General features: G+C 73.5%; 23 protein-coding genes. 6 read left to right on the plus strand and 17 right to left on the minus strand.

The features are described 5' to 3' along the window. Together ABD785_RS28485 and ABD785_RS28490 are read right to left on the minus strand one after the other, a co-directional pair. Positions 1–848 (minus strand): AAA family ATPase (locus tag ABD785_RS28485; protein WP_344834347.1); only part of this gene is annotated, 848 nt, incomplete at its 3' end. Continuing rightward, entirely contained in the window at positions 845–2,020 is a 1,176-nt protein-coding gene (locus tag ABD785_RS28490; protein WP_344834351.1) for an exonuclease SbcCD subunit D, read from the minus strand. The genes ABD785_RS28490 and ABD785_RS28485, both read right to left, overlap by 4 nt. Before the next feature lie 203 nt (positions 2,021–2,223). On the opposite strand from ABD785_RS28490, the gene ABD785_RS28495 reads away from it, so the two are divergent. The 5 genes from ABD785_RS28495 (at position 2,224) to ABD785_RS28515 (ending at position 8,239) form a co-directional block, all read left to right on the plus strand. Next, positions 2,224–4,755: a LuxR C-terminal-related transcriptional regulator gene (locus ABD785_RS28495; RefSeq protein WP_344834353.1), complete on the plus strand. Its 2,532-nt coding sequence runs from the start codon at positions 2,224–2,226 to the stop codon at positions 4,753–4,755. 113 nt (positions 4,756–4,868) lie between these two features. Further along, complete coding sequence (locus tag ABD785_RS28500; RefSeq protein WP_344834355.1) at positions 4,869–5,537, plus strand: esterase/lipase family protein; 669 nt, start codon at positions 4,869–4,871, stop codon at positions 5,535–5,537. Positions 5,538–5,592: 55 nt separating this feature from the next. After that, complete coding sequence (locus ABD785_RS28505) at positions 5,593–6,279, plus strand: RibD family protein (protein ID WP_344834358.1); 687 nt, start codon at positions 5,593–5,595, stop codon at positions 6,277–6,279. After that, on the plus strand, positions 6,272–6,715 hold the full coding sequence (locus ABD785_RS28510; protein WP_344834361.1) for a cytidine/deoxycytidylate deaminase family protein: 444 nt from the start codon (positions 6,272–6,274) through the stop codon (positions 6,713–6,715). Before ABD785_RS28505 ends, ABD785_RS28510 begins: the two co-directional genes overlap by 8 nt. Positions 6,716–6,802: 87 nt before the next feature. Then, complete coding sequence (locus ABD785_RS28515) at positions 6,803–8,239, plus strand: aldehyde dehydrogenase (RefSeq protein WP_344834364.1); 1,437 nt, start codon at positions 6,803–6,805, stop codon at positions 8,237–8,239. Between the two features lie 3 nt (positions 8,240–8,242). Here ABD785_RS28515 and ABD785_RS28520 read toward each other — a convergent pair whose 3' ends face one another. The 13 genes from ABD785_RS28520 to pcaH form a co-directional block, all read right to left on the minus strand. Next, on the minus strand, positions 8,243–9,124 hold the full coding sequence (locus tag ABD785_RS28520; RefSeq protein WP_344834367.1) for an AMP-binding protein: 882 nt from the start codon (positions 9,122–9,124) through the stop codon (positions 8,243–8,245). A 68-nt stretch (positions 9,125–9,192) separates the two neighbouring features. Continuing rightward, complete coding sequence (locus ABD785_RS28525) at positions 9,193–10,656, minus strand: class I adenylate-forming enzyme family protein (protein ID WP_344834369.1); 1,464 nt, start codon at positions 10,654–10,656, stop codon at positions 9,193–9,195. A 122-nt stretch (positions 10,657–10,778) separates the two neighbouring features. After that, the gene (locus tag ABD785_RS28530; protein ID WP_344834372.1) at positions 10,779–12,047 is read right to left on the minus strand and encodes an ABC transporter substrate-binding protein; all 1,269 of its coding nucleotides are present in this window, start codon (positions 12,045–12,047) and stop codon (positions 10,779–10,781) included. A 51-nt stretch (positions 12,048–12,098) separates the two neighbouring features. Further along, the gene (locus ABD785_RS28535; RefSeq protein ID WP_344834375.1) at positions 12,099–13,193 is read right to left on the minus strand and encodes a branched-chain amino acid ABC transporter permease; all 1,095 of its coding nucleotides are present in this window, start codon (positions 13,191–13,193) and stop codon (positions 12,099–12,101) included. Next, positions 13,190–14,077 (minus strand): branched-chain amino acid ABC transporter permease, encoded by an 888-nt coding sequence (locus ABD785_RS28540; RefSeq protein WP_344834680.1) that lies wholly within the window; start codon positions 14,075–14,077, stop codon positions 13,190–13,192. Before ABD785_RS28540 ends, ABD785_RS28535 begins: the two co-directional genes overlap by 4 nt. Continuing rightward, entirely contained in the window at positions 14,074–15,903 is a 1,830-nt protein-coding gene (locus ABD785_RS28545) for an AMP-dependent synthetase/ligase (RefSeq protein WP_344834378.1), read from the minus strand. The genes ABD785_RS28540 and ABD785_RS28545 overlap by 4 nt, the downstream gene beginning before the upstream one ends. After that, complete coding sequence (locus tag ABD785_RS28550; RefSeq protein WP_344834381.1) at positions 15,900–16,664, minus strand: ABC transporter ATP-binding protein; 765 nt, start codon at positions 16,662–16,664, stop codon at positions 15,900–15,902. Before ABD785_RS28550 ends, ABD785_RS28545 begins: the two co-directional genes overlap by 4 nt. Then, a complete protein-coding gene (locus tag ABD785_RS28555) occupies positions 16,661–17,446 on the minus strand; it encodes an ABC transporter ATP-binding protein (RefSeq protein ID WP_344834383.1) in 786 nt (261 codons plus the stop codon). The genes ABD785_RS28550 and ABD785_RS28555 overlap by 4 nt, the downstream gene beginning before the upstream one ends. A 95-nt stretch (positions 17,447–17,541) precedes the next feature. Next, on the minus strand, positions 17,542–18,723 hold the full coding sequence (locus tag ABD785_RS28560; protein ID WP_344834385.1) for a 4-hydroxybenzoate 3-monooxygenase: 1,182 nt from the start codon (positions 18,721–18,723) through the stop codon (positions 17,542–17,544). Then, positions 18,723–19,856 (minus strand): bifunctional 3-oxoadipate enol-lactonase/4-carboxymuconolactone decarboxylase PcaDC, encoded by a 1,134-nt coding sequence (pcaDC, locus tag ABD785_RS28565; protein ID WP_344834387.1) that lies wholly within the window; start codon positions 19,854–19,856, stop codon positions 18,723–18,725. The genes ABD785_RS28560 and pcaDC overlap by 1 nt, the downstream gene beginning before the upstream one ends. Continuing rightward, positions 19,853–21,214 (minus strand): 3-carboxy-cis,cis-muconate cycloisomerase, encoded by a 1,362-nt coding sequence (pcaB, locus tag ABD785_RS28570; protein ID WP_344834390.1) that lies wholly within the window; start codon positions 21,212–21,214, stop codon positions 19,853–19,855. Before pcaB ends, pcaDC begins: the two co-directional genes overlap by 4 nt. Next, complete coding sequence (gene pcaG / locus ABD785_RS28575) at positions 21,201–21,752, minus strand: protocatechuate 3,4-dioxygenase subunit alpha (protein ID WP_344834392.1); 552 nt, start codon at positions 21,750–21,752, stop codon at positions 21,201–21,203. The genes pcaB and pcaG overlap by 14 nt, the downstream gene beginning before the upstream one ends. A 1-nt stretch (position 21,753) precedes the next feature. After that, positions 21,754–22,488 carry a protocatechuate 3,4-dioxygenase subunit beta gene (pcaH, locus tag ABD785_RS28580; RefSeq protein WP_344834394.1) on the minus strand — a complete coding sequence of 245 codons (735 nt, stop codon included), beginning with the start codon at positions 22,486–22,488 and terminating at the stop codon, positions 21,754–21,756. 95 nt (positions 22,489–22,583) lie between these two features. Here pcaH and ABD785_RS28585 point away from each other — a divergent pair, with 95 nt between their 5' ends. Beyond that, positions 22,584–24,113, plus strand: a complete 1,530-nt coding sequence (locus ABD785_RS28585; RefSeq protein WP_344834397.1) for an IclR family transcriptional regulator domain-containing protein — start codon at positions 22,584–22,586, stop codon at positions 24,111–24,113. Between the two features lie 26 nt (positions 24,114–24,139). Here ABD785_RS28585 and ABD785_RS28590 read toward each other — a convergent pair whose 3' ends face one another. Both ABD785_RS28590 and ABD785_RS28595 read right to left on the minus strand, forming a co-directional pair. After that, positions 24,140–24,601, minus strand: a complete 462-nt coding sequence (locus ABD785_RS28590; RefSeq protein WP_344834400.1) for a DUF3237 domain-containing protein — start codon at positions 24,599–24,601, stop codon at positions 24,140–24,142. Further along, positions 24,598–26,265 carry a CocE/NonD family hydrolase gene (locus tag ABD785_RS28595; protein ID WP_344834402.1) on the minus strand — a complete coding sequence of 556 codons (1,668 nt, stop codon included), beginning with the start codon at positions 26,263–26,265 and terminating at the stop codon, positions 24,598–24,600. The genes ABD785_RS28590 and ABD785_RS28595 overlap by 4 nt, the downstream gene beginning before the upstream one ends. Positions 26,266–26,291: the final 26 nt, after the last annotated feature.

A 26,291-nucleotide genomic window follows, 5' to 3' on the forward strand; every position in this document is an offset into this window, starting at 1 on the left:
GCGAGTTCCCTGCCCTCGGCCCAGGCGGTCCGCACGGCCGCGAACGCCCGCTCGCTCTCGCCGAGCAGATCGGCGGCGACGGCCAGCACCGCGTCGAGGTCGCCGCGCAGCTCCTTGGCCCACGGCAGCAGCGCCCCGGCCGGCCGGACGGCCCCCGTCGCCTCGGAGATCTTGTCGGCGGTGCGCTCGACCAGCCCTTCGAGCTGCTCGGCGGCCAGCCGGGTCGCGGCGCGCCGGTCGGCCAGCCACTTCTCGACCGCGGCGTAGATCTCGGTGGCGAACAGCTTCTCCAGCACCCGGCGGCGCTCCTCGGCGGAGGCCCGCAGGAACGCCGCGAAGTCGCCCTGCGGCAGCATCGCGACCTGGCAGAACTGGGCGGCGTTCATGCCGAGCAGCCGGAGCACGAGGTCGCCCGCCTCGTCGAGCCGGTTGGTCAGGAAGGTCCACTCCCCACCGCTCCCGTCCCCGCCGGTCGGTTCCCCGCCGGTCAGTTCCTCGACGAGAACATGGGCCTGCTCCAGCTTGGTGCCGGACCCGCGCAGCTTGGGCCGCTCCCACTGCGGCGAGCGGGTGACGCGGAACCGGCGGCCCCTGATCGAGGTCTCCAGCTCGACCGAAGGGCCCTGGCCGGCCGCGGCGTGGTCGCTGCGCAGCTGCTTGGCGTTGTTGCGCGCCCCCGGCACCTGGCCGTAGAGGGCGAAGCAGACCGCGTCGAGGACGCTGGTCTTGCCCGCGCCCGTCGGCCCGTTGATGAGGAAGAGACCGGCCTCGCCGAGCGCGGTGAAGTCGATCTCCTCGCTGCCGGAGAAGGGACCGAAGGCGGTGACCTTCAGCCGGTGCAGTCTCACTTCACGGCCTCCGTGCGGGGGGCGGGAACCCGGACGGGCTCCTCCTGGCGGCAGTCGGTGAAGGCGTCCTCGAGCAGGCCGAGTTCGGCCGCGCTCGGTTCGGCGCCGGTCATGTCGTGGACGAAGTCGGTGGCCAGGGCGAGCCCGGACCGCTCCCGGATTCGCGAGGCGACCTCCCGTTCGGGACGGGCCGCGCCCTCCGGCTCGAATCCGAGCACCAGGGTGTGGGGGAACCGGGCCCGCAGCCGTTCCATGGCCCCGGCCGGACGCTGGAAGTCCGTCAGCGTGACCTGGAGCCAGTGCTCCCGGTGCTTCTCGAACGCCGCGTCGGTCAGCAGGGTGTCCAGCGTGCCCCGCAGCCGGGCGACGGGCCGCGGCACCGGCGCCTCGACGAACTCGGCCGCGAGGGATCCGGCCCCGGGGGATCCGGAGTCGAGGTCGACCAGCCACGACCCCTTGAGCTGGTGTTCCTCGGAGAAGGAGTAGGCGAGCGGCGATCCGGAGTAGCGGACCCGCTCGGTCAGGACGCGGCGGCCGTGCAGATGGCCGAGCGCGGTGTAGCCGATCCCGTCGAAGACGCTCGCCGGGACGAGCGACACCCCGCCGACCGAGATGTCCCGCTCCGACTCGCTCTCCTCCGCCGGGACGTCGCCGGAGGTGACGAAGGCGTGGGCCAGCACGACCCGCGGCCCGGGGTGCCCGCTTCCGGAGATCCGCCGCATCGCCTCGGTGAGGGCCGCGGCGTGGGAGCGTTCCGGCAGCGACCAGGCGGTGCGGACCACGTCGGGTTCGAGGTAGGGGATCGGGAAGATGGCGACGTCGTCGACCAGGACCGGGGTGCCGACCGTCGCGGGGGAGGTGCGGATGTGCACGCCCGCGACGTCCAGCAGCTCGGCGTTCACGCCGAGACGGATCGCGGAGTCGTGGTTGCCGGAGACGAGCACGACCCGGGTGCGGGAGGCGAGCCTGCGGACGGTGTCGTCGTAGAGGCGGACCGCGTCGACGGCGGGTAGGGCCCTGTCGTAGACGTCGCCGGAGACGAGGACGCAGTCGACCCCGGCGGAGTCGACGGTCTCGACCAGGTGGTCGGCGAACGCGGCCTGGGCGCCGAGGAGGTCCTCGCGGTGGAAGGAGCGGCCCAGATGCCAGTCGGAGGTGTGCAGCATTCTCATCGCTGACGACCCTAGGCACCCCCTCTGACACTTCCGGCGCAGAAACGCCGCACGGCCACAAAGTGACCTCTTCGGTATAGATCGTTTGGTCGTCCGCCCAAGGGCGGCCGGGCCCGGATGGGCGGGCTCCCCGGCTTCTGGCCCGCGGCTGGACCGCCCGGCCGTGCCGTGATGCCGTGACGGCGACTCGCGGGAGGTGCGGTGTGGCCATCCATGGGCGCGATCGTGAGATGGGCGTCCTGGACGACCTGATCGTCCGGGCGCGGACAGGCCGTGGCGGGGCGCTCGCCCTGCGTGCCGGTCCCGGGCTGGGCCGCAGTGCCCTCCTGCACTGGACGGCCCGCAGGGCGACCGGGTTCCGGGTGCTGAGCGTCCGGGGGGTGGCCGCCGAGACGGCCCTGCCCTACGCGGCGCTCGGCCGGCTGCTCCCGGCGGTCCCGGCCAGCCTGACCGATCTGCACGACCAGCTCGCCGAGGCCGCCAGGACCCGGCCGGTGCTGTGCGTGATCGACGACACGTCGCAGCTCGACGCGCCCTCGCTGGCCGCGCTCGCCTACGCGGCCCGCAGGTCGGCGGGGCAGCGGCTGGTCGTGCTGTTCGGCGCACCCGATGAGCCGGACGCCCTCACCGAGCTCCCCGAGCTGCCGTTGGGCCCGCTCGACGCCCAGGCCAGCCACCGGGTCCTCGCCGGGATCGCCGACGGCATCCCCGACGACCTGTCGGCCGCGCTCGTCGACCTGGCCTGCGGGGTCCCGCGCGCCCTGGTCGACCTCGGCGGGGCGCTGACCCCCGGCCAGCTGTCGGGCCGGGAGCCGCCGCCCGTCACGCTGCCCGAGCACAGCCTGCTGCGCTCGTTCTACCGGGGCCGTCTGCGCCGCCTCACCCCCGATGCCCGGCTGCTGCTGCTCCTGGCCGTCGCGGAGCCCCGGCTCGACACCGCGACCCTCACCCGCGCCGCCGCCCGGCGGGGCCTCGACCTCGGAGCCCTCGAGCACGCCCGCGCCCTCGGCCTGGTCGCCCTCGACGGCCCCCGCGTGACGATCCCCACGCCGCTGATCCGCGCCATCCTGACCGCGGAGACCACCCTCGCCGACCGGACGGCCGCCCACACCCTGCTCGCCGACCTCCTCGACCGCGACGACCAGCACCTGCGACGGCTGCGGCACCGCGCCGCCGCCGAGGGCCCGCCGGTCGCGCCCGCCGAGGTCAGGACGGCCGCGGCCGCCGCGTCCGACCCGCTGGAGGCGGCCGACGCCTGGGAGTGGGCGGCCGCTCTGTCGGGGGCCACCGCCGACCTGCCCTCCGCCGCGGCGGCCGCCTGGTACGGCGGGGCCACGGACCGGGCCAGGTCCCTCGCCCAGCGGGGGCTCGCCGCGCAGCCTCCGCCCGGCGGGATCGAGCCCCCGCCGGGCGGGACCGAGCTGCTGCTGGGCGCCATCGAGCTGTGCGACGGCCTGCCGGGACGGGCCGCGGAGCTGTTCGGCCGGGCCGCGGCGGCGCTTCCCGAGGGGGAGCGGCTGCGCGCCCTCGCCCTGGCGGGGGAGGCCCGCTGCCTGGCCGGAGACGTCCGCGGCTATGTCGGGCTGGCCCGGCAGGCGGCCGGGCTGCCCGGACCCGAGCTGTACTCCCTGCACTTCAAGGGGCACGCCGCCGCCTACCGGAACCGCGAGTTCGGCGACGCGCTGCGCAGGGTGGTCGAGCTGTCGGAGTCCGATCCCTGGTGGGGATGCCTGGCGGCCTCCCTGCTCGGCGCGGACGGCGATCTGCACCGGCTGGCGTCCTCGGTCCGCGGCCGCATGGGACGCCCCGCGGCCCTGCTCCAGCTCGCGCTCGCCGAGCTGTGGACAGGCCGGTTCGCCGAGGCGGTCGCGGCCTGTACCGAGGGGGTGACCGCGGCACGGGCCGCGGGCCAGCGCAACGTCGAGGCCGAGCACCTGGCCGTGCTGGCCCTGATCGCGGCGCTGCGCGGCGACCGGGAGAACGCGCTGCACCGGGCCGGGCTGGCCGCCCCGGTCATCGCCGGGCACGGGCTGTCACGGCCCGAGGCCTACCTGTCCTGGGCGTACGCCGCCCTCGACCTGCTGGCCGACCGGCCCGCCGAGGCCGTCGCCCGGCTGGGGACCGTGACCGTCCATCCGGTGATCCTGGTGGCCTCGACGCCGCTGCTGGTCGAGGCGGCCGTCCAGAGCAAGGGGCAGCGGGCCGCGGGCCGGGCGCTGGGCGTCTTCGACACCTGGGCGCACACGACCGGCAACCCGCTGCGGCTCGCGCTGGCCCGGCGCTGCCACGCCCTGCTGGCCGAACGCGACGCGGAGAACCACTTCGAGGTCGCCCTGGAGCTGCACCGGGGCGGGTCCGCGTTCGAGCTGGCCAGAACCGAGTTCCTGTACGGCCGGTGGTTGCGCAGGGCGCGGCGCCCAGGGGACGCCAGGGACCATCTGCGGCACGCCCTCTACCTGTTCCAGCACTACGAGGCCGGACCCTGGGCGGACAAGGCCAGGGCCGAGCTGCGCGCCGCTGGCGAGGGCTGCGGGACGGCCGCGGCCCCCGCGACGTCCGCCGAGCTGACGGCGCAGCAGGCCCAGATCGCCAGGCTCGCGGCCGACGGCGCCACCAACCGGGAGATCGCCGCCCATCTGGTGCTCAGCCACCGGACGGTCGAGCACCACCTGCGCAACGTGTTCGCCCGCCTGGGAGTGCGGTCACGGGTGGAACTGGCACGGCACTTCCGCTGATGGGCGGCCGATGGAACGTCCCATTCCGGCGGCGGGCGGGACCGGTGGTTCGACCGATGTGCGGTGCGTCACAGGGCAGCAGACTTCGGACAAATCCCCCCGAGGAGGAAGAAATGCTCCGAAGAGCATCCGTCGCACTGGCCGCCCTGGTGGCCGTGCTCGGCGCCGTGTTCGCCCCCACGGCCGCCCACGCCGCCAAGACCCCGGTGGTGTTCGTCCACGGCTACACCGGCAACGCCTCCAACTGGGCCACCGCGATGTCGGTGTTCCGGTCCGCCGGCTACGCCAGCAGTGAGCTCTACGCCTACGAGTACAACTCCTACGGCGACAACCGGACGAACGCCGCGGGCCTGCGGACCTTCGTCGACAACGTCCTGTCCCGCACCGGCGCCTCCCAGGTCGACATCGTCAACCACTCCATGGGCGGCCTGGTCAGCCAGTGGTACCTGAAGCAGCTCGGCGGCGCGGCCAAGACCCGCCATCTGGCGTCGATCGCCGGTGCCAACCACGGCACCACCTCGGCCGGAGCCTGCCTGATCTTCATCACGTGCCAGCAGATGTACCCGGGCTCCTCCTACATCGCCACCATCTCCGCCGGTGACGAGACGCCCGCGCCCACCCGCTACGCCACCTGGTACTCGGCCTGCGACGGGGTCATCCTCCCCTACACCAGCACCCGGCTGAGCGGTGCGACCAACAACCTGGTCGCCTGCCAGACCCACATCGGCTTCCTGGCGGACGTCCTGGTCATCGGCCAGATCCGAAGCTTCCTGGCCACATAGAGACGCTCAGAGCCCCGGTCCCGGGTCAGGGGGGCCGGGGTCCTACTCTTGTACGGTGAGTGATCGTCCCTTTGTCCTGCTCAGCTGTGCCACGTCGGTCGACGGCTACATCGACGACATGTCGCACGAACGGCTGCGGCTGTCCAACACCGCGGACCTGGACCGGCTCGACGCCGCCCGGGCGGGCGTCGACGCGATCCTCGTGGGGGCGAACACCGTGCGCCGCGACGATCCGTCACTGCTGATCAAGTCGGCGGCGCGCAGGGCCCAGCGGGTGGCGAGGGGGCTGCCCGAGGACCTCACCAAGGTGACCATGACCGCCGGCGGCGACATCGACCCCGGATCCCGGTTCTTCACCACGGGGACCGCCCCGAAGATCGTCTACGCGGCCGAGGACGCGGCGCCGGTCCTGGCCGGGCGGCTGGGGGAGCTGGCGACGGTCGTGGACATGGGGACGTCGGTCGAGCTGCCGACCCTCCTGGCCGACCTGGCGGCGCGCGGCGTCCGGCGGCTGATGGTCGAGGGCGGCGGCAGCGTCCACACCCGCTTCCTCACCGCCGGGCTCGTCGACGAGATCCACCTGGTCATCGCGCCGTTCTTCGTCGGAGACCCCGGCGCGCCCCGTTTCACCCACCCCGGAGTCTTCCCCCAGAGCCCCGGGCGGCCGATGCGGCTGGAGGAGGCGCGCAGGATCGGCGAGGTGGCCTTCCTGCGCTACACGATGGGAAACCGCCGTGGCTGACCGGGAGGCGCTGGATCTCGGCTGGCTCGATCTCGCCTGCGATCTCGCCGCGCTCTGCCCGCCCTCGCGGACGGCCTTCTCGGTCGGGGCGGTGATCGTCCGGGACGGCGCCGAGCTGGCCCGCGGCTTCTCCCGCGAGCTCGACGAGAAGAACCACGCGGAGGAGGCGGCCCTGGCCAAGCTGGCGGGCGCGGACCTGGCCGGGGCGACGGTCTACAGCTCGCTGGAGCCGTGCGCGCAGCGGGCGTCGCGGCCGAAGCCGTGCGCCCGCCTGATCATGGAGGCGGGGATCCGGCGGGTGGTGTTCGCCTGGCGCGAGCCGGTGCTGTTCGTCCCCGGCGAGGGGTTCGAGGTGCTCAGCGAGCACGGCGTCGAGGTCGTTGAGCTGCCGGTACTCCGGGAGAAGGCCAAGAAGCCCAACCTGCATCTTCTCTGAGATGAGACTCCAGTCTAGGATGGCCGGAAACCAAGCAAGCATTCGGTTTTCTAGAACCTCCGGAAACACCCGGTTGGAGGAACCTTCATGCAGGAGCACAAGCACTTCTTCATCGGCGGTCAGTGGGTCGAGCCCGCGGGCACCGGCGTCATCGACGTCATCAGCCCCCACACCGAAGAAGTGATCGGCCGGGTTCCCGACGGCACGAACGCCGACATCGACCGGGCGGTCGCCGCCGCCCGTCAGGCCTTCGACTCCGGGCCGTGGCCCCGGATGACCCCGGCCGAGCGCGCCGCCGCCGTGGGACGTCTCTCGGCGATCTACGCCGAGCGGCAGCAGACGATGGCCGACCTGGTGACCGCCGAGATGGGCTCGCCCGCCCTGTTCTCGGTGTTCGCCCAGGCCGCGATCCCGCAGATGGTCCTGCAGTACTACGTGGACCTCGCCGGCACCTACACCTGGGAGGACGAGCGTCCCGGGATGCTCGGCCCGGTGACCGTCACCCGCGAGCCCGTCGGCGTGGTCGCGGCGATCGTGCCGTGGAACGTCCCGCAGTTCACGCTCATGCTGAAGCTGGCCCCCGCCCTGATCGCGGGCTGCACGATCGTGGCCAAGCCGTCCCCCGAGACGCCGCTGGACACCTACCTCCTCGCTGAGTGGATCAAGGAGGCGGGCATCCCCGACGGTGTGGTCAACATCGTCCCCGCCGGCCGCGAGGTCGGTGCCCACCTGGTCGCCCACGCCGGGGTCGACAAGGTCTCCTTCACCGGCTCCACCGCCGCCGGGCGCGCCATCGGCGCGGTCTGCGGCCAGCAGCTCAAGCGCGTCACCCTGGAGCTCGGCGGCAAGTCCGCCGCGATCATCCTCGAGGACGCCGACCTGGCCACCACCATCGAGGGCTTCAAGCTCGCCTCACTGATGAACAACGGCCAGGCCTGCGCCGCCCAGACCCGCATCCTCGCCCCGCGCTCCCGCTACGACGAGGTCGCCGACGCCCTGGCCGCCATGGTCGGCGGCCTCGCCGTCGGTGATCCCGCCGACTGGGGCACCGAGGTCGGCCCGCTGGTCGCCAAGCGCCAGCAGGAACGCGTCGAGGGCTACATCCGCATCGGCCAGGACGAGGGCGCCAAGCTCCTCGTCGGGGGTCTCGACCGGCGTGGCCAGGACCGCGGCTGGTACGTCGCCCCCACCGTCTTCGGCGACGTCACCAACGACATGCGCATCGCCCGCGAGGAGATCTTCGGTCCCGTCCTGGCCCTCATCGCCTACGACGACGAGGCCGACGCCGTCAAGATCGCCAACGACTCCGAGTACGGCCTCGGCGGCTCCGTCTGGACCGCCGACGTGAACCACGGCATCGAGGTCGCCCGCCAGATCCGCACCGGATCCTGCGGCGTCAACCTTTACAGCCTCGACCCCAACACGCCCTTCGGCGGCTACAAGAACTCCGGCCTCGGCCGCGAACTCGGCCCCGAGGGCCTGGCCGCCTACCTCGAGCACAAGTCCATCCCCCGTCCCGCCTGAGCCTCAGGTCAGGACGGTCACCGTCACGCCCCGCCGTCCGAGCAGGGCGACGGCGTCCTCGGGAGGGTCGCCGGTCACCACGACGTGACCGGCGACCCAGGACACCCCCTGGCGGGGGACGGCCGACAGCAGCACCGGCAGCTCCTCGGCGCCGACGACGGCGACCGTCGCACGGTGCTCCTCGGCGACGACGGGCAGGTCGGAGGCCGCGCTGCCGACCAGGACCGCCCCGCACGTCAGGGCCAGATCGGTCAGGCCGATCCGCAGCTCGGGACGGCACAGCGGCGAGCAGAACACGACCACGTCCGCGGTCCTGATGCCTGTCAGCAGGCCGAGTTCGGCGATGTGGGCGAGCCGCTGGGCGTGGGTCATGTCCCCGCGCGCCGAGCGGAAGGCCCGGTCGTGCACCGGCAGCGCCCCGCCGAGCTGCGCAGGGATCGCCGAGACGAGCTCGCCGAACGGCGTCGTGCCGGGGACCTCGCCGAAGGCGAAGATCTGGCGGACCCTGGAGTATCCGGCGGCCTCCATCGCCAGCGCCGCGTGCCGCTCGTCGACCAGCAGGACCCGGGCACCGGCCAGGGCCGCGCCGAGCTCGTCCGGCGGGTCCGGCCGCAGCGGCATCGGGACCGCGCCCGCCGCGGTGAGGGCGTGGACGGCGATCGCGTGCTCGATGACGCCCGGTGCGAGGACCCCGCCGACGTCGCCCGGACGCACCCCGCGCCGGACCAGGCCGGCCGCCGCGGAACGCACCGTCGCCGCGAACTGCGTGTGTCCCAGCGTCGCCTCGCCGTCGCTGAGCACCGCCCCGCGCAGGGCTCCGAGCACCACGGCCGTCACCGTCCGCGCCGCACCCACCGGCACCTGCTCTGGGACCCCGTTAAGCATGGCCCGAACGTACGCTGCAACTCCCACGGCCCACATCCGAAGAACGTCGTAGAACGATGTGTACATACTCAGCCGGAACCCTCGATGAGCGATCTGCGGCGCACCCGGCCGTCCGGGCCCCGGGGGATCTCCTCGACGATCCGCAGCGAGTGGACCCGCTGGAAGGCGGGCATCTCGGCGTTGACGTAGGCCAGCAGGTCGGGGGCGGGGCCGTGCACCACGACGAAGGCGACCGCGATCAGGCCCAGCTCGGGGTCGGGCACCGGGATGACCGCGGCGTCGGAGACGACCGGATGCTGCTGGAGCACCGAGGTCGGCCCCGTCTTGGGCGGCTCGGCCACCCCCGCCTCCATCCGTCCCATGATGTAGAGGCGGCCGTGCTCGTCGGCGAACCCCGCGTCGCCCGTCCGCGCCCACGGTTCCTCGCCCGCCACCATCGGCCCGTGCAGCCACAGCTCGCCGGGCTCGTAGGACTCCTCCCGCCCCGAGAAGGTCCTGACCTGCCACACCGCGTCGGACAGGCCGCGCCCGACGGAGTCGAGCGTTCCCTCCTCGGCCGCCCGCATGTTGATGTGGGTCAGCCCGCCCGCCTCGGCCAGCCCGTAGGCCTGGCGGACCGGGCAGCGCAGCCGCTGCGCCGCCGCGCGCGCCGCCTCGGGCCGCAGCGGCCCCCCGGTCGAGATGACCGAGCGCAGCGCCCGCAGGTTGTACCGGCCGACCTCGCGGTCGTAGGCGAGCACCTCGACGAGCTGCGGGGTCAGCAGCGCGACGCTCACCGCCCGCTCCTGCATCGCCCTCAGCAGGTCGTGACGGCCCGCCCCCGGCCGGGTCGCCACCACCGCGCCCGCCTGCAACGCCGGGTTGAGCACCGAGGAGAACCCGAGGACGTCGGTGAACGGCAGCGCCGACAGGACGGTGTCGCTCTCCCCGTACGCCCCGGCCATCTGCGTCATCGCCGCGACCAGGTTGCGGTGGGTCAGCCTGACCTGCTTGGCCGGTCCCGACGTCCCGCGCGTGAAGGCGATCATCGCCAGGTCGGTGGCGGGCTCCAGCCGCGGCCGCGGCATCACCGGACGCCCGCTGAACAGCCGGGAGAACGGTTCGACGTCCGGTTCGGCGCCGAAGCACAGCACCCGGGCGACCGGAGTGTTCTCCACCGCCGACAGCGCGATGTCGAGCAGGACGGGCCAGGTGATGAGGGCCCGCGCCCCGGTCTCCACGAGCTGCCGGTGCATCGCGGCGGCCGTCTCGGTGGGCCGGATCGGCACCGCGACCGCGCCCGCCGCGAGCACCGCGTGCAGGGCGACGGCCAGCTCGGGGCTGTCGGGCAGGTGCACCGCGATGACGGCGCCCTCGCAGAGCCCGTCCCGGCGCAGCCCGGCCGCGGCCGAGCCGACCAGGGAGATCAGCTCGGCATAGGTGATGGTGCGGCCGGACGCCGCGTCGGTGAGCGCGGTCCGGCCGCCTCGCGAACGCTCGCCGAACACCGCCTGGGTGACGGTCACGTCCGGCACCATGCCACTGGGGATCATAGGCCGAACGCTACGGACGGACGGCCTCCGGCACATGCTCCGGACTGTTCACATCGGGTCGTATTCGCCAGGGGGCCCAGGGGCGGGGACCATGTGTACACACGGTCCCCGCAGGGCCGTCTCTAGGCCTGGAAGCAGGGCTTGGAGAGGGCGTAGCCCTTGGCGGTCGGGCCGGTGAAGGCCTCCTTGATGATCTTGATCTTGGTGGGCGCCGTGTCGTCGGGGGCGCCGATGACCGTGGTGCGGACCGCGCCGGTGGTGGCGTCGCCCGCGTAGTTCCCGCCGGTCAGCATGCCCTCGTAGTCGACGGTCGTCAGCGACTTCACGGCCTTCAGCAGGCCGTCGCGGGTGAGGTCCTTGTCGGCGGCGGCCTTGGTCAGCGCGGCCTTCAGCGGGTAGGACCACACCCAGCCCGCGGTGTAGCCGTCGTTGGGGGCGCCGATCCCGGTGCCGAGGGCGTCGCGCATCGCCTTGTGCCCGGGGGTGTCGGTCTGGAACGGCATCCACGGGGCCGACTGCCAGTACAGGCCCTTGAGCGCGGGCGCCGCGGGCGAGGCGATGAGGCCGGGGTTCCAGGTCGGCCCGGTGCCGATGAAGCGGCCCTTGTAACCGCGCGCCGCCGCCTCGCCGACGATCACGGCGGTGTCGGTCGGGCCCGCGGTGAGGATGACCAGATCGGGCTTGTTCTTGACGATCGCCTCGATGGCGCGGCCCTGGTTCTCCTGGCCGGGCGGGGTCTCCACGTCGCTGAAGGTCAGCTTGTTCGTCTCGGCCGCGTACTTGGCCCCGGCGGCGGCGTCGCCTCCGTAGTCGCCCGGGTTGTGCACCGCCATGACGCTCTTCGGCTTGACGGTCTCGATCGCGTAGTCGACGGCGTTCATCGACTCGATGCAGTAGGGCGCGCCGGACTCGAGGATGACGTCCTCGAAGTTCCACAGGCTGGTCCAGGAGGCGGGCGTCGCGACGACCTTGTTGGTGCGCATGTCGTCGATGACCGCGGCGGTCGTGGGCGAGCCGAGGGTCTGGGCGATCGCGAGGACCTTGCCCTTGATCTCCTGGTAGACCTGGGTGTGGGTCTCGGGGGAGTACTTGTTGTCGCGCACGTACTTGGTGACGTCGATGTCGTAGCCGCCGATGCCGCCCTGGGTGTTGACCCGCTTCCAGAACATCTCCTGTGCCTTCGTGATGGGCACGGCCAGGGCCTTGAACGGGCCGACGGTCAGGTCGGAGATGGTGCCGAGGTAGATGCAGCCGTTGTCCTTGTTGACCGCGTTCGGGCAGGCCTCCTTCGTGACGCCCGGTGCGCCCGTTCCGCCGTCGCCGCCGTCGTCGCGGCCGCAGGCCGACAGCAGCAGGACGCTCGCGGCGAGGATCGCCATCGATCTCTTCATTCGTGCTCCTCCGGTGGTGGGGGTGGGGAGAAGTGCCTGGTCGGGGCAGGGCTAGTAGGAGAAGGGGTAGCCCTTCCAGTAGTTCCGCTGACGGACCCAGAGCCCGTACATCCCCCGGGGCTCGAAGATCAGGAAGGCGATGATGAGGGCCCCGTACAGGGCGCTGTCGAGCTGGTAGACGTTGGGGAACTCGTCCGACCTGGCGCTGACGAACGGCAGGACGGCGGGGAGCTCGCGGGTGAGGCGCGGCAGCAGGGTGAGGGCCAGCGCGCCCAGGATGGAGCCGGAGATCGTCCCGGCCCCGCCGATGAGGATCATGGCGATGTACTGGATGGACATGCCGAGCGTGAAGGAGCCGGGGTCCATGAAACCGGTGACGGTGTAGAGCAGCGAGCCGGCCACGCCCGCGTAGAAGGAGGAGATCGCGAAGGCCAGGAGCTTGGTGCGGGCGACGTCGACGCCGATCACGGAGGCGGCGATGTCCCGGTCGCGGACGGCCGTGAAGGCCCGGCCGATCCGCGAGCGGACCAGGTTGCGGGCGAGCACAGCGAAGATCACGAGCACGACGAGGGCGAGCCAGAACATCTTCTGCTCGCGTGTGTACACACCCGGCACGTCGAGCCGGATCCCGAACAGCGACGGCACGGCCGCCGGGCGCCCCACCCCGGGCCCGCCGCTGAGGTCGGCCCACTCCTTGAGCACGTGCTCGCCGAGGAAGACCAGCCCGAGCGTGACGATCGCCAGGTACAGACCGCGCAGCCGGGTGGCCAGCGGCGCGACGATCACCCCCGCGACGGCCGCGGCCAGCCCGGACAGCAGCATCCAGAACGGCAGGAAGTCGAGGCCGAGGCCGATCACCCGGCCGCCCTCGGCCCCGGAGACCGCGGCCCCGGTGTAGGCGCCGATGGCGATGAAGAAGGCGTGGCCCAGCGAGATCTGCCCGGCGTACCCGGTGACGATGTTCAGCCCGATCGCCCCGACGGCCGCGACCATCCCGATCGTCAGGAGCTGGAGCAGGTCGTCGGCGACCTGGAGCGGGGTGAAGGCGGCGACGGCCAGCAGCGCGAGGATCGCGACCCGCTTGGTGCGGGTGTCGAGCAGCGCCATGTCCTGGGCGTAGGAGGTGTGCAGCAGAGGCCTGCTCATACGCGCTCCACCTCGCGCGTGCCGAACAGCCCGTAGGGCCGCACCAGCAGGACGGCCAGCATGAGGGCGTAGGGCGTCACGGAGGCGAAGTTCTCGCCGAGCCAGGGCGCGTGGTCGGCCTGGTAGGTGCCCACCAGGGCCTCCGCCACGCCGATGGCCAGGCCGCCCACGACCGCGCCGCCGAGCGAGTCCAGGCCGCCGAGGATGATCGCGGGCAGCGCCTTCAGGGCGATGATCCAGATGTTCTGGTCGACGCTGGTGCCCGCGCCGACCAGGATCCCGGCGATGGCGGCCAGGGCCGTCCCCATCGCCCAGCTGATCGCGAAGACCCTGCCCACGTCCACGCCCTGGGCGAGCGCCGACTCCTGGTCGAAGGAGGCGGCCCGCATCGCCAGGCCGTACCGGGTGTAGCGGAAGAACAGGAACAGCACCAGCACGCACAGGACGGCGGCGCCGAGCATCGCCAGGTAGCGCTGCTGGACGTCGACGCCGAACAGGCCGACGGTGCCGAGCTTCCACGGGTCGCCGACCTGGCGGACGTCCAGGCCGATGAACCCGCCGACGACCACCCGGATGAGGATGTCGAGGCCGAGGGTGATGATGGCGACGACGAACACGGGCCGCCCGACCATCGGCCGGATCGCGACCCGCTCGACCCCGAGCCCGAGCACGGCGACGGCCGCGACGGCCAGCGCGGCGGCGGCCCAGAACCCGACGTCGTCGGACAGATAGGTGACGATGACGGCCCCGGCCAGCATGAACGCGGGCTGGGCGAAGCTGATGACGCGCATCGACTTGTAGATGATGACGAATCCGAGCGCGAGGAGCGCGTACACGGAGCCGTTGCCGAGCCCGCGGATGAGGGACTGCCAGAACTCGTTCAGCGCGGCCTCCTTGACCGGGGTTCGGTGCCGCCCGGGTAGAGCGTGGCGATCAGGTCGGCGAAGGCCTCTTCCAGGGCCCGCCGCTTGACCTTCTGGGTGGCGGTCAGCTCGCCGTCCTCGTGGTCGAGCTCCTTGGGCAGCAGCCGGAAGTCCTTGATCTGCTCGACCCTGGCCAGGCGCTCGTTGACGTCGCGGACGACGTCCTGGATGAGCTCGCGCACCTCGGGGCGTTCGCTGAGGTCGCGGTAGGTGGTGTAGGGCAGCCGCTTCCTGCGGGCCCAGTCGCCGACGGTGTCGGCCTCGATCCCGATCAGCGCGGTCAGGTAGGCGCGGCGGTCGCCGACGACCACGGCCTCGCGCACGTAGGGCGAGGCCTTCAGCGAGTTCTCGATCTCCGCGCCGGCGATGTTCTTGCCGCCGGCGGTGATGATGAGCTCCTTCTTGCGGCCGGTGATGCGGACGTACCCGTCCTCGACGGTCCCGACGTCGCCGGTCCGCAGCCAGCCGTCGCCGTCGAGGACCTCGGCCGTGGCGGCGGGGCGGTTCCAGTACCCGGTGAACACCCCGGGGTGCCGGGTGAGGATCTCCCCGTCCTCCTCGACCCGCAGCTCGACGCCCTCGCGTGCCTCGCCGACGGTACCGAGCCTGATCCGTCCGGGCACGTTGGCGGTCGCGACCCCGGTGTTCTCGGTCATCCCGTACACCTCGTGCATCGGCACGCCGATCCCCATGAAGAACTGGAGGACCTCCGGCGCGATCGGCGCCGCGCCCGACGCGGCGTAGCGCACGTACCGCATCCCGAGCCGCTCGCGCAGCGCCCGGTAGCAGAACAGCCAGCCCGCGGCGCACATCAGCCGGGTCCGCGGGGTGTGCCGCCCGCCGGTGGCGACCAGCCCGCGGCCGACCCGGTCGGCGACGCCCAGCCAGAACCGGGTCAGCCGCCGCTTGACCGGGGTGGCCTGCCCGACGCCGATCTCGACCTGGGCGAGGACCTTCTCCCAGATCCGCGGCACCCCGAACAGGATGGTCGGCTGGACCTCCCGCAGATTGGCCTGGACGGTCTCGATCGACTCGGCGAAGTTGACCTGGACGCCCGTCGCCGCGTTGAACCAGGTGGTGAAGATCCGCTCGGCGACATGGCAGAGCGGCAGGTAGGAGAGGATCAGGTCCTTCTCCGACGGCGGCGGGTCGATGAAGCCGTCCTGGAGGGTGGCGAGCGCGAACTCGACGTTGGCGGCGCTGAGCATCGCGCCCTTCGGAGGGCCGGTCGTCCCGGAGGTGTACACGAGGGTGACGAGGTCGTCCTCGGCGGCGTCCGCCATCCGCCCGGCGACGGCGCCGGGGTGCTCCTCGCGGTGCCTGTCGCCCAGTTCGAGGAAGGCCGTCCAGGACATGAGGCGGGGGTCGTCGTAGCCGTCGACGCCGCGCGGCTCCAGGTAGACGATGTGCCGCAGTTCGGGCGCCTCGACGAGGAGGGCCTTGTCGACCTGCTCCTGGTCCTCGGCGACGAGGATCGACGCGCCGCTGTCGGTCAGCAGATGGGCGACCTCGGACACCGGGTTCGTCGGGTAGAGGCCCATGGTGACGCCGCGGACGGCGACCGTCCCGAGGTCGGTGAAGAGCCATTCGCGCCGGTTGTCGGCGTGGACCGCCACCCGGTCGCCGCTCGCGTGGCCCAGGGCGAGCAGGGCGTGCGCGACGGTCTCCGCGGTCCGCCAGTAGGCCTCCCAGGTGACCTCCCGCCAGACGCCCCGGTCCTTCTCGCGCATCGCGATCCCGCCGGGGTTCACCGCCGCCCGGTCCCTGACCCTGTCCGCGATCGTCATGACGCCTCACCCAGGTAGGCCCGGATCACCTCGGGGTCGCGGCGGATCTCCTCGGGGGCGCCGGTCGCGAGCGGGACGCCGAAGTCGACGGCCAGGATGCGGTCGGCGAGATCCATCACCAGTCCCATGTCGTGCTCGACGAGGATCATCGGCAGCCCGAGTTCCTGCCGGATGTCGAGGATGTAGCGGGCGGTGTCCTCGGTCTCCTCCAGGTTCATCCCGGCGACCGGCTCGTCGAGCAGCAGCAGCTTCGGCTCCATCGCCAGGGCCCGGCCGAGCTCGACCCGCTTCTGCACCCCGTAGGGCAGCAGCCCGACGACCTGCTTGCGCCACTGCTCCAGTTCGAGGAAGTCGATGATCTCCTCGACGGCGGCCCGCGCGGCGAGCTCGGCCCGGCGCGCCCGGCCCAGCCAGGCCATCGCGGCCAGCGGTCCGTACCGGGTGTGCTGGTGGCGGCCCAGCATCAGGTTGTCCAGCACCGTGAGGCCCGCGAACAGCTCGACGTTCTGGAACGTCCTGGCCATGCCGCGGGCGGCGATCCGGTGCGGCTTCAGCCCGATCAGGTCCTCGCCGAGGAAGGTGACCGTCCCGCTCTGCGGGCGGTAGATGCCCGACAGGACGTTGAAGATGGAGGTCTTGCCCGCCCCGTTCGGGCCGATGATCGCGAACAGCTCGCCGACGCCGACGTCGAAGGAGACCCCGTCGATCGCCTTGACCCCGGCGAACGCGAGATGGACGTCCCGCACGCTCAGAACCGTCATGAGAGCCACCGCTTGCGCCGCTTGTAGTGCTTGACGTCGCGGAAGGAGCGGGCCGCGCCCTCCGCGCCGAGACCGAGGTAGAACTCGCGGATGTCATCGTCGGCGAGGAGCTCGGCGGCGGGCCTGTCCATGACGATCCGGCCGTTCTCCAGCACGTAGCCGTGGTCGGCGATGTCGAGGGCCATCGCGGCGTTCTGCTCGACCAGCAGCACCGTGGTGCCCTGGTCGTTGATCTCGACGATGATCTCCTTGATCTGCTGGACGAGCCGGGGGGCCAGGCCCAGGCTCGGCTCGTCCAGGAGGAGGAGCTCGGGGTCGGACATGAGCGCCCGGCCGACCGCCAGCATCTGCTGCTCACCGCCCGACAGGTAGCCGGCCGTCCCGGAGCGGCGGTCGCGCAGCACCGGGAACAGGTCGTAGACGCGGGTCAGGTTCGCGCCGATCGCCTTGGCGGCGGTGTGGCCGCCGAGCCTCAGGTTCTCCTCGACCGACAGCTCGGCGAAGATCCGGCGCCCCTCCATGACCTGCCGGACGCCGTTGCGGACGATCCGGGCGGGGGGCAGCCCGTCGATCCTGCGGTCGCCGAGCTCGACCCGGCCCTTCGTGATCTTTCCGTCGTGGACGTCCAGGAGCCCGGAGACCGCGCGCAGCAGCGTGGTCTTGCCCGCCCCGTTGGCGCCGAGCAGGGCGACGATCCGATGCCGCGGCACCTGGAGGCTGATGCCCCGCAGGACCAGCACGACATCGTGGTAGACGACCTCGAGGTTCCTTACCGCGAGCATGTGCGCACCGCCGAATCAGTGTCGTGCAGATCACAGTGATTCGCCGGGGCGTCGCCGACAAGACCCATCGGCTTACCGGTTCGGTAACGAGGCCCCTACGGAACGGTCCACAGCCCTTCGAAGGGGGCGCCGACGTAGTTCTCCGCCAGGACCGCGGACGCGGCGGGGGAGGTGACGGCCCTGCGGAGGCGCTCGCGGCGGACCCGGTCGTCGAAGGGGAGCGCGGACGGGTCGGTGTGGAGCATCGTGGTCATCTCGTAGGAGAAGGTCTCGGCCCGCCAGACGCGGGCTAGGGCCCGGCCGGAGTAGGCGTCGAGCGCGGACTCCTCGCCCTTCCGGTACCAGCGGAGGAGGGCGTCGGCCAGGAGGGTGACGTCGGCGACGGCGAGGTTGAGGCCCTTGGCCCCGGTCGGCGGGACGATGTGGGCGGCGTCACCGGCGAGGAACAGGCGGCCGTGCCGGAGCGGCTCGCTGACCAGGCTGCGCATCGGGGTGACGCCCTTGCTGGTGATGGGGCCCGTGGCGAGGCTCCAGCCGTCGACGGCCATGCGGGTGGCCAGCTCGTCCCAGATCCGGTCGTCGGACCACGCGGCGGGGTCGGTGTCGTTGGGGACCTGGAGGTAGAGGCGGCTCACCGTGGGGGTGCGCATGCTGTGCAGGGCGAAGCCGCGTTCGTGGCGGGCGTAGATGAGCTCCTCGCAGGACGGCGCGACGTCGGCCAGGACGCCCAGCCAGGAGTAGGGGTAGGTCCGCTCGTAGACGCGCGGTGAGGGGAGGGCGGTGCGGCCGATGCCGTGGAAGCCGTCGCAGGCCACGACGGCGTCGCTGACCAGGGTGTGCTCGACGCCCTCGTGCCGGTAGCGGACCTCGGGGGAGGTGCCGTCCAGGCCGGTGACGTCCAGGGCCTCGGCCTCGAAGAGGATCGGGGCCTCGCGCAGGGCGATGAGGTCCTTCACGACCTCGGTCTGGGCGTAGACCATGACGGAGCGTCCGCCGGTCAGCGCGGGGAAGTCGATCCGGTGGGACTCGCCGTCGAAGCGCAGCTCGATGCCGTCGTGGCGGATGCCCTCGGCGTCCATGCGGGCTCCGGCGCCGCTCGCCCGCAGGACGTCCACGGTGCCCTGCTCGAGGATCCCGGCGCGCTGCCGCTGCTCGACGTAGGCGCGGGAGCGGCTCTCGAGAATGACGGTGTCGATGCCCGCGCGCTGGAGCAGGTGGCCGAGCGTGAGCCCGGCGGGGCCCGCGCCGATGATGGTGATCTGGGTGCGCGAGGGCATCAGGGGGTCTCCTCGGAGGGGAGGTCGTCCAGCACCCGCTGGGCGACGGCGAAGGCGGAGTTGGCGGCGGGGACGCCGCAGTAGATCGCGGTCTGGAGCAGCACTTCTTTGATCTCGTCGGGGGTCAGGCCGTTGCGGAGCGCGGCCCTGACGTGCATCGCGAGCTCGTCGAGGTGCCCGCGGGCGACGAGCGCGGTGAGCGTGACGCAGCTGCGGGCGCGGCGGTCCAGTCCCGGCCGGGTCCAGATCTCGCCCCAGGCGTAGCGGGTGATGAGGTCCTGGAAGTCGGCGGTGAACGGCGTGGTCGCGGCCCGCGCCCGGTCGACGTGGGCGTCGCCGAGGAACGCGCGGCGCACGGCCGTGCCCGCGGCGTGCCGGTCGGCGGCGCCGAGATGGGCGAGCAGCGCCGCCGCGACCTCGCCCGGACGGCCGGCGGGGGCCAGGTGCGCCGCGCCGGGCAGTTCGATCAGGGTCGCGCCGGGGACGCCGTCGGCCAGCTCCCTGGCGTGGGCGGAGGGGGTGGCGGGGTCCTCTCTGCCGCCGATGACCAGGGTGGGCGCGGTGATCCGGCCGAGATCGGCGCGGATGTCGTGCCCGGCGAGGGCCTCGCAGGCCGCGGCGTAGCCGCCGGGGTCGGCGGCGGCGAGATCGTCCAGGAGGGCGCGGGCGTGCGGGCTCGCGGCCCGGCCGCCGGCGAACCAGCGGCTCGCGGCCCCGGCCAGCAGAGGGCTCGTCCCCTCGGCGCGGACGAGCCGGGCCCGCTCGGCCCAGCCGTCCGGTGCGCCGAACCGGGCGGAGGAGCAGACGAGCGCCAGCGTCCGGACGCGGCCGGGATGATCCAGCGCCAGCCGCGCCCCGATCGCCCCGCCGAGGGAGACCCCGGCGTAGTGGAAGTCCGGCCAGCCGGCCCGGTCGGCGAGGCCGGCGACGAGAGCGGCGAGGCCGGCGACGGAAGGGACGCCCGGCACGTGCGCGGAGCCGCCGTGCCCGGGGAGGTCGAACCGCAGGACCCGGTGGGTGCGGGTGAGGGCGGGCAGGACCTCGTCCCACAGCCGCGTGCTGGTGCCCAGGGACGGGCCCAGGATCAGCGGCGGCCCGTCGGCGGGCCCGTCGAGAACGGTGTGGAGCGTCATCCGGCGGCCTCCCTGCCGAGGGCGCGGTCGGCCAGCGCGGCCGCGGCGCCGAGATAGGTGGTGGGGTCGGGGTCGAAGGGATGCCCGGCCAGCGCCTGTTCGAGGGTGACGCCCTCGGCGGCGACCCGGCGCGACGCCTCGTCGAGGACGGCGCGGGCCCGGGGCCGTCCCAGATCGTCGGCGAGCTGGACCGCCGCCCGCTCCGAGAGGATCAGGCCGCGGGTGAGTCCGGTCGCGGCGAGCATCCGGTCCGGATGCACGACCAGGCCCTCGGCCAGATCGGCGGCGGTGGCGGCGGCGCCGCCGGTCAGCCGAAGGGCCTCGCGCAGCGGCTGCCACTCCGCGTGCCAGGGCCCCGGCGAGCGCTCGTCCTCGGCCGCGAGGGCGCCGACCAGGATCGAGGCGAGCGCCGGGACCTGACGGGCGGCCGACGCGACGAGCGTCGCGCCGACGGGATTGCTCTTGTGCGGCATCGCCGAGGACCCTCCGCCGCGGCCCTCGGAGACCTCGGCGACCTCGGTGCGGGCCAGTGAAAGGACATCCGCGGCGATCTTGCCGAGGGCCGCGGCGGTGAAGGCCAGCGCGGCGGCGAGGTCGGCGACGGGCGTGCGCAGGGTGTGCCAGGGCAGCAGCGGCTCGGCCAGCCCGGCCCGGCGGGCGAAGGCGGCGGCCAGCCGGAGCCCGAGATCGCCGGGGACGGGCGGCACGGCTCCGGCGTGGAAGGCCGCGAGGGTGCCGGCGGCCCCGCCGAGCTGGACGGGCAGCGTCCGCCGCACGGCGGAGAGCCGGTCGCGGGCGTCCAGGACCAGATGCCGCCAGCCGGCCGCCTTGAGCCCGAAGGTCGTCGGCACGGCGTGCTGGGTGAGGGTGCGCCCGGGCATGACGGTGCCGCGGTGGGCGGCGGCCAGGGCGGCGAGGGCGGCGGCCGTGCGGTCGAGATCGTCCAGCATCGGGGCGAGGGTCCGGTGGGCGACCAGCATGAGCGCGGTGTCCAGGATGTCCTGGCTGGTGGCGCCCCGGTGCACATGAGCGGCGTGCTCGGCCGGGACCGCGGCGGTGAGGGCGGCGACCAGCGGGATCACCGGGTTGCCGCCCGCCCGGGCCCGGACGGCGAGATCGGCCGGGTCGAACCGGGCGGCGTCGGAGGCCGCGGCGATCGCCTCGGCCGCCTCCCGCGGTGCCAGGCTCAGGTCGGCCAGCGCCCCGGCCAGCGCGGTCTCCGCGTCCAGGAGGGACTGGAGGACGGCGGGGTCGCCGGTGGCCGTCTCGGCGGCGGTCCCGGCCCGGACGGGCGACAGCAGCCCGAGATCCACGCCGGGGGGGACCGCTTCAGGAGCCTGCGCGTCAGGAGAACTCAAGGAACACCGTCTCCTCCCCGGCTCCGCCCTGGAGCCGGATGTCGAACCGGTACACGCCCGGACGCTCCTCTGCGGCCAGCAGTGTCGCCCGCCGCTCCTCCGGCAGGGCCGACAGCACGGGATCGGCCGCGAGCGCCGCCGCGTCCTGCGGCAGGTAGGCCCGGGTGAACAGGTGGTGGAGCAGCCCGCGGGCGAACACGCACACCGCCAGGTAGGGCGCGGTGCGCGCCCGGTGGGGGCCGGGGCGCAGGGTGCGGACCGACCAGTGGCCGTCGGCGCTCGTGGCGACCCGGGCGAAGCCGGTGAAGTCGCGGCCCGCCCGGTCGAGGGAGCCCGGGACGCCGCTCAGCGAGCCCTCGGCGGAGGCCTGCCAGATCTCGACGAGCGCGTCGGGCACGGGGGAGCCTGTGCCGTCGAGGACGAGGCCCCGCAGGGTCACCGCGCCGGGGGTCCCGGCCTCGACGAGGTCGCCGCCGCCGGGGAAGGGGAGGGCGTGGCCGTAGAACGGGCCGACGGTCTGCGAGGGGGTCGGTTCCATCTCAGGCCTCCTCGAACAGGGTGGCGGCCGGGCCGTCCAGGACGATGTCCCAGCGGTAGCCGAGCGACCACTCCGGCACCGAGAGATCGTGGTCGTAGGCGGACACGAGCCGTTCGCGGGCGGCCTGCTCGGTCACCGACTGGAGGATCGGGTCGTAGGCGAACAGGGGGTCGCCGGGGAAGTACATCTGGGTGACGAGCCGCTGGGCGAAGGCCGTCCCGAAGAGGGAGAAGTGGATGTGGGCGGGGCGCCAGGCGTTGCGGTGGTTGCGCCAGGGGTAGGCGCCGGGCTTGATCGTCGTGAAGGCGTACCGGCCGTCGTCGCCGGTCAGGCAGCGGCCGACGCCGGTGAAGTTCGGGTCGTGCGGCGCGGGGTGGTCGTCGCGCTCGTGGGCGTAGCGGCCCGCGGCGTTGGCCTGCCAGATCTCGACGAGCTGGCCGCGGACGGGCCGTCCCGCCCGGTCGAGGATCCGGCCGGTGACGGTGATGCGCTCGCCGAGGGGCTGGCCGGGGTGGTGCACGGTCAGGTCGTGGTCGAACGGGGTCACGTCGCCGGTGCCGAAGACGGGGCCCGACAGTTCCACGGCGTCCGGGTCCTTCACCGCGACCGGGGGGTGCGCGGGATGGCGGAGGGCGGTGCTGCGGTAGGGGGCGTAGTCGCGGGGCGGGTGCGTCCGTCCGGGCCGGGAGCCGCGCCGGTCGGTGATCTCCTGGTCGATCGTCGCCTGGTCGGTCATCACTGCCTCTCATGTTCGCCCAGCGAACTTTTGTTCGCTAGTGTGTCCGGCAGTATTGGCCTTGGGGCGCGGGACTGTCAATGGGAGGGCTTCGCATGGGTGAAGGAGGGGAAGCGGGGGCCGCCGGGCCGCTGGAGCGCGGCCTGGAGGTCCTCGGGACCATCAGCCGGGCCAGGGCGCCGATGCGCCCCGCCGACCTGGCCCGCGCCACGGGCCTGGCCCGCTCGACGGTCGACCGGATCATCGCCACGCTCGCCGCGGCGGGCCATCTCCGGGTGCGGGAGCGGGACGTGGTGCTCGCCCCGCAGGCCATGGAGCCGGGCAACGCCTACCTGGCCGGGACGGGCCTGTGCGAGGAGCTCGCCGCCCAGGCCGTGGCCCTCGCCGACGAGCTCGACGAGTCGGTCTCGCTGGCGGTCCCCGACCGCGACGGCGTCCGCTTCGTCGCCCAGTCGCCCCGCCGCCGCACCATGTCGGTGGCGTTCCGGGTCGGTGACCTCCTGCCCGCCGAGCGCTGCGCTCCCGGCCCGCTGTTCGCCGCCGACTGGGACGAGGAGACCCGGCGGGGCCGGCGGGACCGTCCCGACCCCGGCCGGTTCTCCATCCCGCCGCTGCCCTCGGACTCCTTCGACGGCCGGATCACCGCCGCCGTCGCCGACGGCTACTCCGTCGACGACCAGCTGATCGAACCGGGGCTGATCGCGGTGGCCGTGCCGCTGCGCGACACCGCCGGGACGGCCGTCTGCGCGGTGAGCGTGGTCAGCCACACCAGCAGGCACACCGCGGCGTCGCTCCTCGAGCACGCGGGCCCGGTCCTGGCCCGCCGCGCCGCCGGGATGGAGACGGCCCTCGCCGCCCCCGCCGAACCGGGCTACGTCCCGGCCGTCCCGCCCGAGCTGGGACCCGACCTGCTGTCCTCACTCGGCCGTGGCCTGTCGGTGCTGACCGCGCTCGGAACCCCGGGCGGGCTGACCCTGTCGGAGGTCGCCGGGCGCACCGGGCTGCCGCGGGCGACGGCCCGGCGCGCACTGCTCGGCCTCGCCCACCTCGGGCACGTCCGAGCGGACGGCCGCAGGTTCGTGCTGCTGCCGTCGGTGCTCGACCTCGGCTACCGGTCGCTGACGGCCCTGTCGTTCGGCGACCTGGCCCGCCCGCATCTCGCCGCCCTCGTCGCCAGGGTCGACGACTCGGCCTCGCTCGCCGTCCTGGACGGCGCCGAAGCCCGCTACGTGGCCCGCGCCCCGGCCGGCCGGCTGATGCGCGCGACGATCGAGGTCGGCACCCGTCTCCCCGCCCGGGTGACGGCCCTGGGCCGGGTCCTGCTCGCCGACCTCGATCCCGCCGACGCCCGCGCCGAGCCGGACGCCGCACCCCTCGCGGCGGTCCGCCGCGACGGCCACAGCCTGGTCGACCACGAGCTCGAGGACGGCCTGCGCTCGCTGGCCGTCCCCGTCCGCGACCGGTCGGGACGGGCCGTGGCGGCCCTCGGCGTCTCCTGCCCCACCGGACGGGAGACGCCTGACCAGACCCTCGCCCGGCTGCTCGGCCCGCTGGAGGAGACGGCGGCGGCGGTCGAGGCCGACCTGTCGGTGGTCACCGCCTTCCACGACCTCCCCATCGTCTGAGTCCCGATCGTCTGATCCGTCGCTCCTCAGGCCACGGCGTACATGCGGATGGCGACGGCGTCCTCGGCCGCCTCGCGGGCCAGCCCGACGAAGACCGTCTCGGCGAGCCAGCGGTGGGCGGGGGCGTCGGTCCGGAAGACCGGTGACGTCCGGTAGTAAACGCCCTCACTGGACACCTGGAGGCCGCCGTCGAACTGGCCGGGGCAGGCCGATCCCTCGTGGTAGAAGCCCCGGTTGACGATGTCGATGATCGCGCCGTCCTCGGCCCGGAGCAGGTAGCGGGCGTCGAGCTCGCAGATCCCGCCGCGCAGGCTCGACCAGTCACCGCCGCCGGGCAGGACGGTACCGCGCAGCATCGGCCCCTCGACGGTGCCGCCGACGATGGGCGTGAACTCGGTCTTCTCGCCGTCCCCGTGCCCGATGTGGAGGCTGGGGGACAGATAGGCCCTGATCTCGAACGCGAAGGTGAGCTGAGGGGCGAAGGTCATGCTCGGCTCCTGAGGTCGTGAGGCTGGGGCCCGCCGATCAGCAGGCGTGAGGCGGGGGATCCGCCGAGGACGACACCTCGCGCGGACGGCCCGGCGTGCGGGCTCGTCCAGGGGTCGGCCCCGACGGTGGCTTCGGGCACGAAGTCGGGGAAGTCGCCGCTCATGAGGTCGAGCACCAGCCGGTGCCCGGCCCGCAGCCGGTAGGCGACGTCCAGCAGGTCGAGGACGGTCTCGCGCTCCGGCGGGCGCCCGTCGCAGCGCACCTGGCCGCGGGCGATGAGATGCGCGGCCCCGCCGGGGGAGGCGTCGAGCAGCCGGGCGTGGACATGGGTCCCGGCGGGCGCGGCCATGCGGAGCAGCAGGACCGCGCCGCCGAGCAGATCGGTGTCGGCGTCCACGGCGGGCCCGGTGAAGCGGACCACGTCGGGACGGTCCCCGGCGGCGCTCAGGTCGGCGCGGTCGAAGAGAGCGGCGAACGGGTTCGCACCCGGGGAGGGGACGGGATCGGCGGGATCGTGCACCCACTCCAGCAGCCGCTCCCGATCCGGCGGGGCGGTGCCGAGCCGGCCGCCGGATCCCAGCGTAAGGCTCAGCTCCGCGGCGTGCGGAGGAGGCCAGGCGTCGCCGTCGTGCCACGCGCCGTGGCAGACCTCGTAGCGGACCCGGGGGAACGCGGCGAGGTCGCAGGAGCGGCCGAGGACCGCGTCGAAGAAGGCGAGCGCGGGATCGAGGTAGCGGGGGAGCATCCGCGCCAGCGCCGCCGGGTCCGCGGTGTGGTCGTCCCCGGGTGCGACGGGCGCGTCGGCCAGCCGGTAGTTCTCATGGTCGGTGGCCTCCAGCCGCAGCCGGAGCCCCTCGGACCAGGCGGGGTCGGCCGCCAGGGCCCGGACGTCGTGCCAGGACCAGACGGCGCAGTTGTCGAACCAGCCGATCGTGTAGAGCGCGGGCACCGGCGGGCTCGCCAGCAGCGCCTTCACCGGCGGCGGGACGAAGGGGGTCGCGCCCTCGAACTCGGCGTCGAAGCAGGCCGACCGCTCGCCGATCCCGGTGAAGAACCGCTCGAACTCCTCCCTCAGCGGCCGGACGCTCCAGTCGGGCTCCCACTCGTACCGGCCGGAGTTCACGTAGTGGGAGGCGAAGTACATCTTTCGGGCCGTCTGCTCGACGTCCCCGGTGCCGTCGCCGTGGTCGAGGACCATCGACAGCTGGGAGCCGGTGAGGCGGGGCGCGATCGCCTTCAGCGCCGGATGGCCGGCGGAGGCGGCGGCGATGGCCGTGTAGCCGTAGTAGGAGTCGCCCCACATGACGACGTCGCCGTCGGACCAGGGCTGACGGGAGATCCACTCCAGGGTGTCGTGGCCGTCGCCGGGCTCGTGGAGCGCGAACTCCGTCCGGCCCTGCGAACGGTACTTGCCCCGGACGTCCTGGACGACCACGGTGTAGCCGCCGGCCAGGAGGTAACGGGCGATCTCGGGCATGAAGCAGTAGGGGCCGTCCTTGTCATAGGGCAGGCGGACCAGCACGACGGCGTTGGGGAGTCCGGGATCGGCGACATAGAGGTCGGCGGCCAGCGTCACCCCGTCTCGCATGGGGATCGTCAGGGGGACGGCGTCGGGGGGCGGCGCGGCCGGGCCCGTCTTCTGGGGATGGGTCGGATGAGGCAAGTGAGGGCTCCGTGGTGAGGTGGGGG

Source organism: Actinocorallia longicatena, from assembly GCF_039534125.1.
Taxonomy (GTDB): Bacteria; Actinomycetota; Actinomycetes; order Streptosporangiales; family Streptosporangiaceae; genus Actinocorallia; species Actinocorallia longicatena.